The organism is Pseudomonas rhizozeae (genome assembly GCF_031583775.1).
In the GTDB taxonomy this organism is placed as follows: Bacteria; Pseudomonadota; Gammaproteobacteria; order Pseudomonadales; family Pseudomonadaceae; genus Aquipseudomonas.
In genome coordinates, this window is sequence record NZ_JAVLSB010000072.1 from 97,160 (window position 1) to 113,876 (window position 16,717).

The 16,717-nt window shown below is 62.8% G+C and carries 14 protein-coding genes and 1 riboswitch; of the genes, 12 read left to right on the forward strand and 2 right to left on the reverse strand.

All coding sequences use genetic code 11. The features are described 5' to 3' along the window. Positions 1-68 precede the first annotated feature (68 nt). On the reverse strand, positions 69-761 hold the full coding sequence (gene ung / locus RG836_RS25330; RefSeq protein WP_310850460.1) for a uracil-DNA glycosylase: 693 nt from the start codon (positions 759-761) through the stop codon (positions 69-71). Between the two features lie 132 nt (positions 762-893). On the opposite strand from ung, the gene RG836_RS25335 reads away from it, so the two are divergent. Further along, positions 894-2,006 carry an enoyl-CoA hydratase/isomerase family protein gene (locus RG836_RS25335; RefSeq protein ID WP_310850461.1) on the forward strand — a complete coding sequence of 371 codons (1,113 nt, stop codon included), beginning with the start codon at positions 894-896 and terminating at the stop codon, positions 2,004-2,006. Positions 2,007-2,066: 60 nt separating this feature from the next. On the opposite strand, the gene RG836_RS25340 is transcribed toward RG836_RS25335, so the two are convergent. Next, positions 2,067-2,498: a hypothetical protein gene (locus RG836_RS25340; protein ID WP_310850462.1), complete on the reverse strand. Its 432-nt coding sequence runs from the start codon at positions 2,496-2,498 to the stop codon at positions 2,067-2,069. A gap of 345 nt (positions 2,499-2,843) precedes the next feature. Further along, positions 2,844-2,944, forward strand: a riboswitch (guanidine-I (ykkC/yxkD leader). Positions 2,945-3,006: 62 nt separating this feature from the next. Here RG836_RS25340 and RG836_RS25345 point away from each other — a divergent pair. From RG836_RS25345 to RG836_RS25395, 11 genes are all read left to right on the forward strand, one after another. Continuing rightward, positions 3,007-4,074 (forward strand): putative urea ABC transporter substrate-binding protein, encoded by a 1,068-nt coding sequence (locus RG836_RS25345; RefSeq protein ID WP_310850464.1) that lies wholly within the window; start codon positions 3,007-3,009, stop codon positions 4,072-4,074. A gap of 15 nt (positions 4,075-4,089) precedes the next feature. Further along, the gene (locus RG836_RS25350; RefSeq protein WP_310850466.1) at positions 4,090-4,905 is read left to right on the forward strand and encodes an ABC transporter permease; all 816 of its coding nucleotides are present in this window, start codon (positions 4,090-4,092) and stop codon (positions 4,903-4,905) included. After that, positions 4,902-5,690, forward strand: coding sequence for an ABC transporter ATP-binding protein (locus RG836_RS25355; protein WP_310850467.1), 789 nt, complete (start codon positions 4,902-4,904; stop codon positions 5,688-5,690). The genes RG836_RS25350 and RG836_RS25355 overlap by 4 nt, the downstream gene beginning before the upstream one ends. A gap of 13 nt (positions 5,691-5,703) precedes the next feature. Continuing rightward, the gene (locus tag RG836_RS25360; protein WP_310850470.1) at positions 5,704-6,429 is read left to right on the forward strand and encodes an urea amidolyase associated protein UAAP1; all 726 of its coding nucleotides are present in this window, start codon (positions 5,704-5,706) and stop codon (positions 6,427-6,429) included. 11 nt (positions 6,430-6,440) lie between these two features. Then, complete coding sequence (locus RG836_RS25365) at positions 6,441-7,091, forward strand: urea amidolyase associated protein UAAP2 (protein ID WP_310850471.1); 651 nt, start codon at positions 6,441-6,443, stop codon at positions 7,089-7,091. A gap of 280 nt (positions 7,092-7,371) precedes the next feature. Beyond that, a complete protein-coding gene (gene uca, locus RG836_RS25370; RefSeq protein WP_310850472.1) occupies positions 7,372-10,998 on the forward strand; it encodes an urea carboxylase in 3,627 nt (1,208 codons plus the stop codon). 24 nt (positions 10,999-11,022) lie between these two features. Next, positions 11,023-12,801 (forward strand): allophanate hydrolase, encoded by a 1,779-nt coding sequence (atzF, locus tag RG836_RS25375; protein ID WP_310850473.1) that lies wholly within the window; start codon positions 11,023-11,025, stop codon positions 12,799-12,801. Between the two features lie 186 nt (positions 12,802-12,987). Beyond that, on the forward strand, positions 12,988-14,475 hold the full coding sequence (locus RG836_RS25380) for a sensor domain-containing diguanylate cyclase (protein WP_310850474.1): 1,488 nt from the start codon (positions 12,988-12,990) through the stop codon (positions 14,473-14,475). Beyond that, positions 14,468-14,689: a cysteine-rich CWC family protein gene (locus RG836_RS25385; protein ID WP_310850475.1), complete on the forward strand. Its 222-nt coding sequence runs from the start codon at positions 14,468-14,470 to the stop codon at positions 14,687-14,689. The genes RG836_RS25380 and RG836_RS25385 overlap by 8 nt, the downstream gene beginning before the upstream one ends. A gap of 1 nt (position 14,690) precedes the next feature. Further along, entirely contained in the window at positions 14,691-15,383 is a 693-nt protein-coding gene (locus RG836_RS25390) for a pseudouridine synthase (RefSeq protein ID WP_310850477.1), read from the forward strand. Positions 15,384-15,694: 311 nt separating this feature from the next. Beyond that, the gene (locus RG836_RS25395) at positions 15,695-16,579 is read left to right on the forward strand and encodes an alpha/beta fold hydrolase (protein ID WP_310850479.1); all 885 of its coding nucleotides are present in this window, start codon (positions 15,695-15,697) and stop codon (positions 16,577-16,579) included. Positions 16,580-16,717 lie beyond the last annotated feature (138 nt).

A 16,717-nucleotide genomic window follows, 5' to 3' on the forward strand; every position in this document is an offset into this window, starting at 1 on the left:
ACTTTTTTCGAACGACGCCAAACCTGGGGGACCGGGCTCGCTCCCGATGGGTCCGCAAGGTCAGTCCGTCAAACCGGCGGCAAGCGCCACTCGATCGGCGTTTCGCCGTTCTGCTCGAGAAACTTGTTGGTGCGACCGAAGTGCCCGCAGCCGAGGAAGCCGCGATAGGCGGACAGCGGCGACGGGTGCACCGAGGTCAGGACCAGGTGTTTGCTGGCGTCGATCAGTTTCTGTTTGCTCTGGGCATGGGCGCCCCACAGCATGAACACCAAATGTGGCTGATGGGCGCTGACCACTTCGATGATCCGGTCGGTAAAGAACTGCCAGCCCTTGTCCTTGTGCGCATTGGCGTTGGCGCGCTCGACGGTCATGGTGGTGTTGAGCAGCAGCACGCCCTGATCGGCCCAGCTTTGCAGGTAGCCGTGGTTGGGGATGTCGATGTTCAGATCGCGCTTCAACTCTTTATAGATGTTGACCAGCGACGGGGGCGCCGGTACGCCCGGTTGCACCGAGAAGCACAAGCCGTGGGCCTGGCCAGGGCCGTGGTACGGGTCCTGGCCAAGGATCACTACTTTTACCTTAGCCAGCGGTGTCGAGTTGAGCGCGTTGAAAATCAGTGGGCCTGGCGGGTAGATCTCCTTGCCGGCCGCCCGCTCCTGCTGCAAAAAGCGGCGCAACTCTGCCATGTACGGCTGGTCGAACTCAGCACGCAGTGCCTCCTTCCAGCTCGGTTCGAGTTTGATACGGTCGTCGGCAGTCATGGTCATACCCGGTAAAAACAATGGGGCGAACCCTAGGAAACCCTATGGGCCTTGTCAATTGATCTGACGCCGATCCGGCACTTTCCTATATTGCGATCATACTGAACGCTCATTTTCCCGATCGAGGTCACGATGAATCTGCACTTCGAAGAACTGACCGGCACAGACGGCGCCCGCCTCGGCATTGCCAGCCTGGACGCCGAACACTCCCTGAATGCCCTGTCGCTGCCGATGATCAACGCGCTGAGCGACCAACTCGGTGCCTGGGCCCGGGACCCGCAAATCGTCTGCGTGCTGCTGCGCGGCAATGGCGCCAAGGCATTTTGCGCCGGTGGCGAAGTGCGCAGCCTGGTGGAGGCCTGTCGCGCTCATCCCGGCGAAGTGCCACCGCTGGCCGCGCAGTTCTTCGCCGCCGAATACCGTCTGGACTTTCACCTGCACACCTACCCCAAACCGTTGATCGCCTGGGGCCACGGTTACGTGCTCGGCGGCGGCATGGGCCTGTTGCAAGGGGCGAATATCCGGGTTGTCACGCCGAGCAGCCGCCTGGCGATGCCGGAAATCACCATCGGCTTGTACCCGGACGTTGGCGCCAGTTGGTTTCTGTCGCGGCTGCCCGGCAAGCTCGGCTTGTTTCTCGGCCTGACCGGCGCGCACATGAACGGGCGCGATGCCATCGACCTCAACCTCGCCGACCGTTTTTTGCTCGACGATCAACAGGAAGCGCTGATCGAGGGCCTGCTGCAACTGAACTGGCAGGAACAGACCGCGATGCAGCTCAACAGCCTGCTCAAGGCCCTGCAACAGGAAGCGCTGGAGCAAATGCCGCAAGCCCAGTGGCTGCCGCGCCGTCAGCAGATCGACGAACTGCTGGACGTCAGCGATGTGCGCTGTGCCTGGCGGGCGCTGAGCCTGTGCCGCGAGCATGCCGATCCGTTGCTGGCGCGCGCGGCGAAGACCATGAGCGAAGGCTCGCCGCTGACTGCGCACCTGGTCTGGGAACAGATCGTGCGGGCGCGGCATTTGTCGCTGGCGCAGGTTTTCCAGATGGAATACACCCTGAGTCTCAATTGCTGCCGGCATCCGGAATTCAGTGAAGGGGTGCGCGCACGTTTGATCGACAAGGATCAGAAACCACACTGGCACTGGCCCGACATTAATGCGGTGCCGGAGGCGGTGGTCGAAGCGCATTTCCACAAGGCCTGGGAAGGCCGGCATCCGTTGGCGGACTTGTCGGAGTACTGAATCTCGGGCACAAAAAAGCGGCGCTGAATGCGCCGCTTTTTTTTGAGTGCCGCCTGAGTTTTACCAGCGACCGCCACGTCCACCGTGGTCGCCACGGCCACCGCGATCGCCGCGATTGCTGTGGTGGTCGCGACCGCCACGGCCTCGGTGGTCATTGTTCCAGCCGCCGCGACGATCATTGTCCCAGCGGCCCCGGTCGTGCCCTTGCCAGCCACGGCTCTGATAGTGCCGTGGCGCCGGTTGGTAATAGCGCGGCGCCGAGTAATAGCGGGGAGCCGACTGGTAATAGCGCGGTTGCGCCTGGTAGTAACGCGGGGCGGAATAGTAGTTGCTGCCGCCGCTGTAATACCCGCCGCCGCCAGAATAGTAGGCTGGCGCCGGTGAGGTATACACCTGGGAACTGTAGTAACTGCCTCCGTCTCCGTAGGAATAAGGTACGCATCCTGCCAAGGACCAACCCATTACAACCAGTAGAAGAATTCGACGATACATGGCGGCCTCCTGGACCGCGAGCGAGCCAAACCAGCGACGCTGGCAGGCGACAGTCTTTTACGGTGACTGACGAGTTATCTGACAGCACTTTCAGAATCTGGTGCGTTCCTGCAACAAGTTGAAACAAGTGATTTATGAAAGCTTTGTCACGTGCTCGGTACTGCTCGTTCGACTGAGCGCGAACCATCGCGGTGCAACCACGCACCATCACAAGGCGCATTTTCTGCTCTGTCACTCGGCGTAATCGCCCAAGCCCCCTGTGCAGACCGCTCCCGCCGACTTGGCACGGCTCTCGCTTAAGTTAAAGCGTGCAGGAGTCATCACAGGTTCGCGGCACCACAATTTGCAATGGCCGACTAGGGTTCCGGCTCGCGAAAGCGAGTGGCTGGTCCGAGAGTTGGCGACCTCCAGTTGAGGTTACACGGCGGGACAAAAGCCCGGGAGACAAGCCACCGTACACGGTGCCGCGTTGCCTCCTGTCCGCCCTTGATCAACTGGAGAACCACCCATGCTCAAGCTTCGTTTACCCGCCCTGCTCGCCGCTTCTTTCGCGGCCCTCGTCAGCCTCTCTTCCCAAGCGGCACAAAAAGACCATTTCAACGTCTGCTGGACCATTTACGCCGGCTGGATGCCGTGGGAATACGCCGGCAGCCAAGGCATCGTCGACAAATGGGCGAAAAAGTACGGGATCAAAATCGATGTCGTGCAGCTCAACGACTACGTCGAGTCGATCAACCAATACACCGCTGGCCAGTTCGACGGCTGCACCATGACCAACATGGACGCGCTGACCATCCCGGCCGCCGGCGGCGTTGACAGCACCGCGCTGATCGTCAGCGATTTCTCCAATGGCAACGACGGCGTAGTGATCAAGGGCGAAGGCAAGAAAGTCGCCGATCTCAAAGGCATGGACATCAACCTGGTAGAGCTCTCCGTCTCCCATTACCTGCTGGCGCGGGCGCTGGAATCCGCCGACCTGACCGAGAAAGACCTGAAAGTGGTCAACACCTCCGACGCCGACATTTCCGCCGCTTTCAACACCGATCAAGTCAACGCCGTCACCACCTGGAACCCGATGCTTTCGGACATCAAGGCCAAGCCCGGCGTGACTGAAGTGTTCAATTCCAGCCAGATCCCTGGCGAGATCATGGACATGATGGTGGTCAACACCCAGACCCTCAAAGACAACCCGGCCCTGGGCAAAGCCCTGACCGGCGCCTGGTTTGAAGTGGTGGCGCTGATGAACGCCAAGAACGCCGCCAGCAAAAGCGCGCTCGAGCATATGGCCAAGGCCTCGGGCACCGACCTCGCCGGTTTCCAGGCACAACTCGACACCACCAAGCTGTTCGCCACCCCGGCCGAAGCCCTGGCATTCGCCACCAGCAAGCAACTGCCGGACACCATGCGCAAGGTTGCCGAGTTCTCCTTCCAGCACGGTCTGCTGGGTGAAGGCGCGAAGGACACCAGCGCCGTGGGCATGGCCTTCGCCAATGGCGTGACCAGCGGTGACAAGGGCAACCTCAAGCTGCGCTTCGACCCGAGCTACGTGCAGATGGCCGCCGACGCCAAGCTGTAAACCGGAGGACTGGCCATGCGCCTGATCAATCGCCACCCGGACCGTCCGAGTCGCCTGTTGTTGGTGATCCTGCCGTTCGCGTTGCTGCTGCTGGCCTACTTCATGGGCTCGGCCGAGCGCCTGACGGAAAACCCCAACGACAAGCTGCTGCCCAGCGCCGTGCAAATGACCGATGCGGTGAAACGCCTGGCCTTCAACGCCGACAGCCGCACCGGCGAATACCTGCTGTGGCAAGACACGGCGTCCAGCCTGCGACGCCTGGCCATCGGCCTGGGCATCAGCGCGCTGGCCGGCCTGTGCCTGGGCATCGCCGCCGGCACGCTGCCGCTGTTCGGCGCGCCGTTGTCGCCGTTGCTGACGGTGCTGTCGATGGTGCCGCCGCTGGCGATCCTGCCGATTCTGTTCATCGTCTTCGGGCTGGGGGAGTTGTCGAAAGTGATGCTGATCGTCATTGGCATCACTCCGTGCCTGGCGCGGGATCTGGAACAGCGCGCCCGGGAAATCCCCGTGGAGCTGCTGATCAAGGCGCAAACCCTCGGCGCCTCGACTTGGACCCTGATGCTGCGGGTGGTACTGCCGCAATTGCTGCCACGGCTGCTGATCTCGCTGCGGCTGATGCTCGGTTCGGCGTGGCTGTTTTTGATCGCCGCCGAGGCCATCGCCTCCACCGACGGCTTGGGTTATCGGATCTTCCTGGTGCGTCGTTACCTGGCGATGGACGTCATCCTGCCCTATGTGGTGTGGATCACCCTGCTCGCCTGGCTGATGGACTGGGGCTTGAAATACCTGACTCGCCGGGCCTTTCCCTGGTACGAAGGGGCCGCCAAATGAGCTTCATCACGGTAAAGAACGTGTGGCAGCAATACGCCGACCAAGTGGTGCTTGAAGGTCTGAACCTGCACGTCAACGAGGGCGAGTTCTGCACCCTGGTCGGGGCGTCCGGTTGCGGCAAATCGACCTTCCTGCGCCTGCTGCTCGGCCAGGAAAAAGCCAGTCGCGGCGAGATCCTGCTCGACGGCCAACCGCTGGCCAACGAGCCCGATGCCAGCCGTGGCGTGGTGTTCCAGCGCTACTCGGTGTTCCCACACCTCACGGTGCTCGACAACGTGGCGCTGGGCCTGGAACTGCCGCGCTCGCCGCTGCTCGGGCGGTTGTTCGGCAGCGCCAAGAAAGATGCCCGGGAACAGGCGGCGGTGTTGCTGCACAAGGTCGGCCTCGGCCATTCGCTGGACAAGTATCCGGCACAGTTGTCCGGCGGCATGCAGCAACGGCTGGCGATCGCCCAGGCCTTGATTATGAAGCCCCGGGTGTTGCTGCTCGACGAACCCTTCGGCGCCCTTGACCCAGGCATTCGCAAAGACATGCACGGGTTGCTGCTGGCGCTGTGGCGCGAGACCCAATTGACGGTGTTCATGGTCACCCACGACCTGTCGGAAGGCTTCAGCCTGGGCACCCGTTTGCTGGTGTTCGACAAGGTCCGTGTCGACCCGCACGCCCCCGGCGCCTACGGCGCGCGCATCACTTACGACATTCCATTGAACAGCGAGCGCCGCGTCAGCCGCGCTGCCGTCGACGCCCTGCCCGCCTCGTTGGCCGGCACCCTGCGTCTTGCTTGAGAGGAGTATTCACATGACCGATTCGACCCAACTGTTCCCGCCCTTCGCCGAAGAAATGTTGCTCGGTGGCGGCCACCGTTCCTTCGTGCTCAAGCGCGGCCAACTGCTGCGCCTGACCGACCTGCGCGGCGGCGCCAACGTCAGCCTGACGCTGCTCAACGCCAACGAAAAAACCGAGCGACTGAACCTGCCCGACAGCCTCAAGTGCCAACACACCGCCAAGCTCACCGCCGGCCATTGTCTGTATTCGGACATGGGCCGGGTGTTGGCCGCGATCACCGCCGACACCTGCGGCTGGAGCGACAGTCTTGGCGGCGTGCTCTGCGCTGAGGAAGTCGCGGAAAAATACGGCGAGGGTCGCTATCAGGAACTGCGCAACGGCTTCTTCCGCAACGGCACTGACAACCTGCTGGTGGAGCTGGGCAAGTGGGGCCTGGGCCTGTCCGACCTGCTGATGACCCTGAACCTGTTCAGCCGGGTCAACGTCGACGACGCCGGGCGTTTCCATTTCGTCGAGGGCAATTCCAAGGCCGGTGACTACATCGAGTTGTACGCGCCGATGGACACCCTGGTGGTGCTCACCGCCCTGCAACACCCGATGGACCCGGCGCCGGACTACGCGCCACAACCGCTGAAGCTCAGCTGGATGAACGCCGATGCCAGCGTCGCCGAGCACTGCCGCACCTCGCGCCCGGAAAACGAGCGCGGCTTTATCAACACCGACCGTTTGTTCGCCTGAGGATTGCTGCCATGTCACTTGCTATCGCCACCGCTGCCTCCACCGACAAACAGCCGGAAAACGCCGTATACCGCGCGACCATTCCCGCCGGCGAACCCTGGTTGACCGAGATCAAGGCCGGGCAGACCCTGCGCATCCTCGACCTGGAAGGTAACCAGGCCATCGACACTTTGTTCTACAGCGTCGCCAACCCGAAGGAACGCTACGACGTGCAGCGCACCCTGCGCCGGCAGAACAGCGTGTACCTGAGCACCGGCAGCGTACTGTTTTCTAACCTCGGCAAGCCGATGCTGACCATCGTCGCCGACACCTGCGGCCGCCACGACACGCTCGGCGGCGCCTGCGCCCAAGAGAGCAACACCGTGCGCTACGCCCTGGAAAAACGCTACATGCACAGTTGCCGCGACAACTACCTGCGCGCCTGCGTGCACGACGGCCGACTGGGCAAGGGCGACATCGGGCCGAACATCAATTTCTTCATGAACGTACCGGTCACCGCCGACGGCGGCCTGACCTTCGAAGACGGGATTTCCGCGCCGGGCAAATACGTCGACCTGCGGGCCGAGATGGACGTGATCGTGCTGATTTCCAACTGCCCACAACTGAACAACCCGTGCAACGCCTACAACCCGACCCCGGCGGAGCTGCTGGTATGGAACTGAAACTCACGAAGCTGCGGCGCTGGTTGTTTGCCCTGTGCCAGGCGCGGTCAGGGCAGTGCCTCAAACCCAAAGACCGCCACTGAACCCTTTAGGAGCGGGCTTGCCCGCGATGTGGCCGGACCATCCGGCATTGAGGGTGCCTGACACATCTCCATCGCTGGCAAGCCAGCTCCCACAAGGTTGTGGGTGTTCTCAAGAAAATTGATTCTGCCGCCCTGGACGACCTCGGCGCTCATCGAAAAACTGCGGGACGGCCCGCATCCCCTTCAGGGGTCATGCCATGTTTGAAAAACTGTTGATCGCCAACCGTGGCGCCATTGCCTGCCGGATCCTGCGCACCTTGCGCGAACTGCAGGTCAAGGGCGTTGCGGTGTACTCCGAAGCCGACATCGCCAGCCTGCACATCCTGCACGCCGATGAAGCCCATAGCCTCGGCGAAGGCGCCGCCGCCGGTACTTATTTGTCGGTGGAAAAAATCCTCGCCATCGCCCACGCCTCCGGCGCCACGGCGATTCATCCGGGCTACGGCTTCCTCTCGGAAAACGCCGCGTTTGCCGAAGCCTGCGAAGCGGCCGGCATTGCCTTCGTCGGCCCGACGCCGGAACAACTGCGGGTGTTCGGCCTTAAGCACACCGCCCGCGCCTTGGCCAAGCAACACAGCGTGCCGATGCTCGAAGGCACCGAGTTGCTCGAGGGCCTCGACGCCGCGCTGCTGGCCGGTGAGCAAATCGGTTACCCGGTGATGCTCAAAAGCACGGCTGGCGGTGGCGGCATCGGCATGCGCGTGTGCCGTAGCGCCAGCGAATTGAGTGAATCTTTCGAAGCGGTGAAACGCCTGGGACAGAACAATTTCAGCGACGCCGGGGTGTTCATCGAGAAGTACATCCAGCGTGCGCGGCACCTCGAAGTGCAGGTGTTCGGCGACGGCCACGGCGAAGTGATCGCCCTCGGCGTGCGCGACTGTTCGGTGCAACGGCGCAACCAGAAAGTGCTGGAAGAAACCCCGGCGCCGAACCTGCCCAAAGGCATGGCCGACGAGCTGTGCGCGGCGGCGATCAAACTGGCGAAAGCGGTGAATTACCGCAGCGCCGGCACCGTGGAATTCGTGTTCGACAGCGAAGACCAGCGCTTCTATTTCCTCGAAGTGAATACGCGCTTGCAGGTCGAGCACGGCGTTACCGAGCAAGTGTGGGGCGTGGACCTGGTGCGCTGGATGGTGCAACTGGCGGCCGGTGATTTGCCACCCTTGAGCACCTTGCGCCAGGGCCTGAAACCGGTGGGCCATGCGATCCAGGCGCGGCTGTACGCGGAAGACCCGGGCCGAGATTTCCAGCCGAGCCCGGGGCTGTTGACGGCAGTCGATTTTCCCGCCGCCGATGGCCAGAAACTGCGCATCGACACTTGGGTCGACGCCGGTTGCGAGATCTCGCCGTACTTCGACCCGATGCTGGCCAAACTCATCAGTTGGGCGCCAAGCCGTGAAGAGGCCCGCGCCGATCTGCACCAGGCCTTGGGCGACAGCCTGTTGTACGGCGTGGAAACCAACCGCGATTACCTGCGGCAAATCCTTCTCGACACGCCGTTCGCCAGCGGCCAGCCGTGGACCCGTTGCCTGGAAGCACTGGTCTACCAGGCCGATACCTTCGAAGTGCTCAGCGCTGGCACCCAGACCAGCGTCCAGGACTATCCGGGACGCCTCGGTTACTGGGCGGTGGGCGTGCCGCCGTCGGGGCCGATGGACAGCCGCGCCTTACGCCTGGGCAACCGTTTGCTGGGCAACGAAGAAGGCGCCGCCGCGCTGGAAATCACCATGAGCGGGCCGTTATTGCGCTTCAATTGCGACGCGGTGGTGGCGGTCACCGGCGCGATCATCCCGCTGACCCTGGACGGCGCGCCGGTGCCGATGAACACCGCGCTGCTGATCCCGGCCGGCACCACCCTGGCAATAGGTACCATCGCCGGGGCCGGTGCGCGCAGTTACCTGTGCCTGCGCGGCGGCCTGCAAGTGCCGGATTACCTGGGCAGCAAAAGCACCTTCACCCTCGGCCAGTTTGGCGGCCATGGCGGCCGAGCATTGCGCGCTGGCGATGTGTTGCACCTGGCGCCTTTGATTGATCGCAGCGTCGGTCAGGTGCTGGAAAACGTAACTGAACTCGGCGCCGTGCGGCAGATTCGAGTGATCTACGGGCCGCACGCTGCACCGGAATACTTCACTGAGCGCTACATCGAGACCTTCTTCGCCACCCAATGGGAAGTGCATTTCAACTCCAGCCGCACCGGCGTGCGCCTGATCGGACCGAAGCCAGAGTGGGTGCGCGCCGACGGCGGCGAGGCCGGGCTGCATCCGTCGAATATCCATGACAACCCCTATGCGATCGGCGCGGTGGATTTCACTGGCGACATGCCGGTGATCCTCGGCCCTGACGGCCCCAGCCTCGGCGGCTTCGTATGCCCGGTGACGGTGATCGAGGCGGACCTTTGGCAGTTGGGGCAATTGAAGGCTGGCGACAAAGTGCAGTTCCTGCCCGTAGACCTCAAGACTGCCCGATCACTTGCCCATAAATGGGATACCTGTGGGAGCTGGCTTGCTAGCGATGGGGCCCGGCCAGACACCGCATCAATTTCATCGCTGGCAAGCCAGCTCCCACAGGTTCTTGTGTCGCCCGTGGTGTTGGAGCTGGGTCACGGCGATACACGCCTGATTGCGCGCCTCTCCGGCGATACCCACCTGCTGCTGGAAATCGGCGCGCCAGAACTCGATCTGGTCCTGCGCTTCCGCGCCCACGCGCTGATGCAGGCGCTGGAAAGCAAACACCTGCACGGCGTGATCGATCTGACGCCGGGCATTCGCTCGCTGCAAGTGCACTACCAGCCCGAGCAACTGCCGCTGGCGGATTTGCTCGGCATCGTCGCCGGTGAGTGGGACGCGGTGTGTGCTGCCCGCGACCTGCAAGTGCCGTCGCGCATCGTCCATTTGCCGCTGTCGTGGGATGACCCGGCGTGCCAATTGGCGATCGAAAAATACATGACCACGGTGCGCAAAGACGCGCCCTGGTGCCCGAGCAACCTGGAGTTCATCCGGCGCATTAACGATTTGCCGAACCTCGATGAAGTGCAGCGCACGGTGTTCGACGCCAGCTACCTGGTCATGGGCCTGGGCGACGTGTACCTCGGCGCCCCGGTGGCCACCCCGCTCGACCCACGGCATCGGCTGGTCACCACTAAATACAACCCGGCGCGCACCTGGACTGCCGAGAACTCGGTGGGCATCGGCGGCGCCTACATGTGCGTGTACGGCATGGAAGGGCCTGGCGGCTATCAGTTCGTCGGGCGCACGCTGCAGATGTGGAACCGCTACCGCAAAGTCGCCGCGTTCGACGGCAAACCCTGGTTGCTGCGTTTCTTCGATCAGATCCGTTTTTACCCGGTCAGCGCTGACGAACTGCTGCGCATCCGTCGCGACTTCCCGCTGGGGCGATTCGAGTTGAGCATCGAGCACAGCCAGTTGAACCTCGCCGATTACCAGGCCTTCCTTGCGCAGGAAGCCGAGACCATCGCTGCCTTCCGTCAGCAGCAACAGGGCGCGTTCAACGCCGAGCGCGAGCGCTGGATCGCCAGCGGCCAGGCGCATTTCGACAGCGAAGAAGCCCCGGTCGAACCAAGCGAAGACGCGGCGCTCAGCGACGGCCAATTGAGCGTCGACAGCCACATCGCGGGCAACCTCTGGCAGGTGCAAGTCGAGGTCGGTAGCACGGTCGCTGCGGGCGATGTGCTGGTGATTCTGGAATCGATGAAGATGGAAATCCCGCTGCTCGCGCCGGTCGCCGGTGTGGTGCGCGACATCCGTGTGCAACCGGGTTCGGCGGTTCGCGCCGGGCAACGGGTCGTGGTGCTGGAACGCGACTGAACTCAATTGAAAAAGGATCAAGCGATGACCCCCAATCTGCAACTCGACGCCCTGCGCTCGGCCTACCGCGACGGCAGCACCACGCCCCGGCAATTGCTGCTGAGCCTGCGCGACAAAGCCGCAGCGCTGAACCCGGACTATCACCTGTTCATTCACTTGCTCAGCGTCGAAGAACTCGAGCCGTATCTCGCCGCTCTCGATGGTCGCGACATCGACAGCCTGCCGCTGTACGGCGTGCCCTTCGCGATCAAGGACAACATCGACCTGGCGGGCATCCCGACCACCGCCGCCTGCCCGGCGTTTGCCTATGTGCCGGAGCGCTCGTCGACGCTGGTCGAGCAATTGCTGGCGCTGGGCGCGGTGCCGCTGGGCAAGACCAACCTCGACCAGTTCGCCACCGGCCTCAACGGCAGCCGCTCGCCTTACGGCGTGTGCCGCAACAGCGTGTTGCCGGAGTATCCGTCGGGCGGCTCCAGCGCCGGTTCGTCGCTGGCAGTGGCGCTGGGCGTGGCGAGTTTTTCCCTGGGCACCGACACCGCCGGCTCCGGCCGCGTGCCAGCGGCGTTGAATAATCTGGTCGGTTTGAAAGCCACCAAAGGTCTGTTCTCAACGACAGGCGTGGTGCCGGCCTGTCGCACCCTGGATTGCGTCACCACCTTCACCGCCACGGCGAGGGAGGCCAGTCAATTGCTGGCGTTGACCGCCAAACACGATCCCCGTGACGCTTACAGCCGCGCCAACCCGCTGTGGAACGACGGCTCGGCGTTCGGCTCGCCGCGACCGTTCCGGTTCGGCGTACCCCGCGCTCAGGACCTGGAATTTTTTGGCTGCCCGGAAGGTCCGCTGATGTTCGGCGATGCCATCGATAAGTTGAAAGCCATAGGCGGCGAATCGGTGGAGCTGGACCTGACGCCGTTCCTCGAAGCCGCCCGCCTGCTGTACGAAGGCCCATGGGTGGCCGAGCGCTACAGCGTGGCCGGCGATTTGATGGAGCAAAACCCGGAAGCGGTGCTGCCGGTGATTCGCGCGGTGCTGGCCAAGGCCCCAGCGGTGAGTGGCGTGCAAACCTTCCGCGCGCAGTATCGGCTGCAAGCCTTGAAAGCCCTGTGCGACCAGGCGCTGGAAGGCCTCGACTGCGTGCTAACGCCGACCATCGGCCGCCCGGTCACCCTCGCCGAGCTGGCGGCCGAGCCGGTGCTGCGCAACTCCGAACTGGGTTACTACACCAACTTCATGAACCTGCTGGACTATGCCGCCGTCGCCGTGCCCAGCGGGTTCATGGGCAATGGCCTGCCATGGGGCGTGACACTGTTCGGCCGCGCCTTCACCGATCAGTACTTGCTGAGCGTCGCGGACGCCATGCAGCGCCAGCAAGGTGCGAGCGCTTCGGCCCCGCAAACCGTGGCTCGCCACGATCGCGCGCGGCTGGTGGTGTGCGGCGCGCACCTCGAAGGCCTGGCGCTGAACTGGCAGCTCAAACAACGCGGTGCGCGGCTGATAGAAGTTACCCAGAGTTCACCGGATTACCAACTCTATGCCCTGGCCGGCGGCCCACCGCTGCGCCCGGGCATGCTGCGGGTGGCCGAGGGCGGCGTGGCGATTGAGGTGGAAGTGTGGGAATTGCCGAGCAGTGAACTGGGCTCATTCCTTACCGGGATTCCCGCCCCGCTGGGTCTGGGCAAAGTGCAACTGGCCGACGGTCGCTGGGAAAGCGGCTTTATCTGCGAGCCCTATGGGCTGGAAAGCGCGCGGGATATCAGCTCTCTGGGCGGCTGGCGGGCGTACCTGAACACGCTGCGTTGAGCCCACCCTTCGCGAGCAGGCTCGCTCCCACAAAAAACGCTGCAACCAGTGGGAGCGAGCCTGCTCGCGAAGAGGGCCCGCGCCGCGATGACGATTTCAATGGTTGAACTCAGCACAATTGCCGCAGTTATTTCCGCGCACTCCCACTAGAATGCTTTCCATCGGGTCACTGCCAACGGAACTGTCATGCCGCTTCGCTCTCCGCTGTATTCCCAACGTTCGCTGGTCCTTACGTTAATTGCGCTGCTGGGCGCGGGATTTCTGGCTACCTCGCTGCTCAGTTACTTCGCTTCGCGCACGTCGATCCGCGACAACATCGTCAACACCGAATTGCCGCTGACCTCCGACACCGTTTACTCGGAAATCCAGAAAGACCTGGTCCGGCCAATCCTGATTTCCTCGATGATGTCCCGCGACACCTTCATGCGCGACTGGGTGGTGGCCGGCGAGCGCGATCCCGACCAAATGACCCGCTACCTAAACGAAGTGATGACCCACTACGGCGCTTACACCGCGTTTTTCGTGTCCGACAGCAGCCTGACGTACTACCACGCCAAAGGTGTGCTCAAGCAGATCAAGGTCGATGAGCCGCGCGACACCTGGTATTTCCGCGTGCGCGACATGAAAGACCCCTACGAGATCAACGTCGACCCGGACCTGGCCAACAAGGACAGCCTGACCTTCTTCATCAACTACAAGGTTTACGACTATCACAACCGCTTCATCGGCGCGGCGGGCGTCGGCCTGACCGTGGACGCGGTGATCAAGCTGATCGACAAATACCAGCAGCGCTATCAGCGCAGCGTGTATTTCGTCGACACCTTCGGCCGCCTGGTGCTGACCGGCGCCGAGGGCGGCCCCGAAGGCGCGCAGGTCGGGCAAACCCTGCATGAACTCGACAGCATGAAAGACCTGCAGGCGCGCCTGCCGAAACCCCACAGCGGCAGCTACGAATATTCGTCCCACGGCCAGGGGCACTTCCTCAATGTGCGCTTCATTCCCGAGCTGAACTGGTACCTGTTCGTCGACAAACGCGAGGACGGCGCCCTCAGCGAGATCCGCCAGTCGCTGTACCTCAACCTGCTGATCTGCCTGGTGGTGACCCTGAGTGTGCTGTTTCTGCTCAACCGCGTGATTAGCCGCTACCAGCGACGCATCCACGCCCAGGCCACCCTCGACAGCCTGACCGACCTGCCGAACCGCCGTGGTTTTGACTTGTTGGCGGCCCAGGCGATGCACGAAGCGCAACGCGAGCCCAAGCCGCTGACCGCGATGCTGCTGGACCTCGACCATTTCAAAGCCTTGAACGACACCCACGGCCATCTGGCCGGCGACCAGGTGCTGGCCGGGTTCGCCCGCGACCTCGAAAGCTGTCTGCGTCACGCCGACATCGTCTGCCGCTGGGGCGGTGAAGAGTTCATCGTGCTGCTCAAGGACACCGACGGCGACACCGGGCACAAAATTGCCGAGAAGATTCGCCAGCATGTCGAGCAACAGCGCTACGCCTACGATGGCAAATCCCTGCAACTGACCGTGAGCATTGGCGTCACCAGCCTGCAAGCCGACGACACCTTGCACAGCCTGCTGTCGCGGGCCGATCATGCGATGTACCGGGCCAAGCAAGCTGGCCGTAACCGCACCTGCGTGGAAATGCCCCACTCCCGTTATGAATGAGCAACCGCAACTCTGCCCGGCCTGTGGCTCGCGCAACGACTGCAGCCTGGCCGACCCGCGAACCGCCGACCAGGCCTGTTGGTGCTACGGCGTAACGATCGACCCGGCCGTGCTGCAAGCGCTGCCGGCCGAGTTGCGCAACGCCGCCTGCCTCTGCCCGCGCTGTGCCCAGGTGGACGCGCAATTGCGCGCTGCTCAGGCACCCAAGGCCTGACATGCGCGTCGATCGGTTCCTCAGCAACCTGCCCCGCTTCAACCGTCAGCAGGTACGTCTGCTGCTGGTGGAAAACCGCGTTCGGGTCGACGGCCAGGTGGTGCGCGATCCACACTTCGACGTGCGGGAATTCAGCCGCGTCGAAGTCGACGGTGAATTGCTGCAAGCCGGCAAGCCGCCGCGTTTTTTCATGCTGCACAAACCCGCCGGTTGCGTCAGCGCCACCCGCGATCCGCAGCACCCGACGGTGCTCGACCTGATCGACGAACAGGACAAGCACGACCTGCACATCGCCGGGCGCCTGGACTTCAACACCACCGGGTTGATGATCATCACCAACGACGGCACTTGGTCGCGCCGGCTGACGCAACCGCAGACCAAACTGCCCAAGGTGTATTACGTCGAGACCGAGCAAGACATCGGCCCGGCGTACGCCGAGGTGTTCGCCCACGGCCTGTATTTCGCCTTCGAAGACCTCACCACCCAACCCGCCGAACTGGTGCAGCTCGGGCCGAAGTCGGCGCGGCTGAGCATCATCGAAGGCCGCTACCATCAGGTGAAGCGCATGTTCGGCCACTTCGGCAACAAAGTGTTGCGCCTGCATCGCGAGCGCATGGGCGCGCTGACGCTCGACGCGGCCCTGCAACCCGGTGAATACCGTGCTTTGCGCGACGATGAGATCGCATTGATCTAAGCGCGCGACCGCTCAGCAGAAGGTGTCGAACAATTTACCAACGGCACTTGCGCGATCCCCGGAGCCCTGCTTGAATCAGGACGTCGGCCGATTTGTGACCGACGAGTCACTCCATACCTCTAAGAAACTTTTTGCCGGCAGAGAACCCTCAGGTTCCGTCTTCCCCCGGCAAACTGCCCGCCTATAACAATACCCGTCGACCTGCCGTCCGGATCGACATGGGCCCCCATCGTTTCAGGCATATGCCTACCTGTCACAAAGCTCGTGCAATCTCATTTGCGCGCATACCCGCTTGCCAGGAGTCTTATGACATGAGGCCAGAAATCGCTGTGCTGGATATACAAGGTCAGTATCGGGTTTACACGGAGTTCTATCGCGCAGACGCCGCAGAAAAGACCATTATTCTGGTCAACGGCTCGATGGCCACCACTGCGTCGTTTGCACAGACCGTCAAGAACCTCCATCCGCAATTCAATGTCGTGGCCTACGACCAGCCCTATGCGGGCAAGTCGAAAATCCACAATCGCCATGAAAAACCACTGACCAAAGACACCGAAGGGCAGATCCTGCTGGAGCTGATCGACCAATTCGCCGCCGAACACGTGCTGTCGTTCTCTTGGGGCGGCGCCGCGACGCTGGTGGCGCTGTCACACCGGCCACGACGGATCGAAAAAGCGGTGATCAGCTCGTTCTCGCCGGTGATCAACGAACCGATGCGCGACTACCTCGAACGCGGCAGTCACTACCTCGGCAGCCGCGATGGTGACCGCGTCGGGCATCTGGTCAACAGCACCATCGGCAAACACTTGCCGTCGCTGTTCAAACGCTTCAACTATCGACACGTCAGCAACCTGGCCGAACACGAATACGGACAGATGCACTTCCACATCAACGACGTGCTCAGCAGCGATCGCCAGTGCTACCTCCGAGCGGCGGAAAAAATCGACATACCGGTGCTGTTCATGAACGGCGAATGGGACGAATACACCTGTGCCGACGGCGCCAGGGTGTTCGGCAACCACGTCAAACACAGCAGCTTCAGCACACTGCAAGCCACCGGGCACTTCCTCGACATGGAACACAAATCCGCCTGCCAGGACAGCCGCAACGCCCTGCTCGGCTTCCTGAAACCGCAACGGCACGAAAGCCGACCGCGTTACCACTACGTCCAGGAACACCATGCACTGGCCCTCTGAAACCGCGTCGACACCCGCAAGCCCGCGTTCATGAATCCGAGTTCGTGAAGGCGAGGCTTGCTGGTGAAGACCGTTCTTTGAAGACCGTAGTTTTCAATCGCCGAACACAGAATCTGCAAAGAAAACTTCAAATCCCCG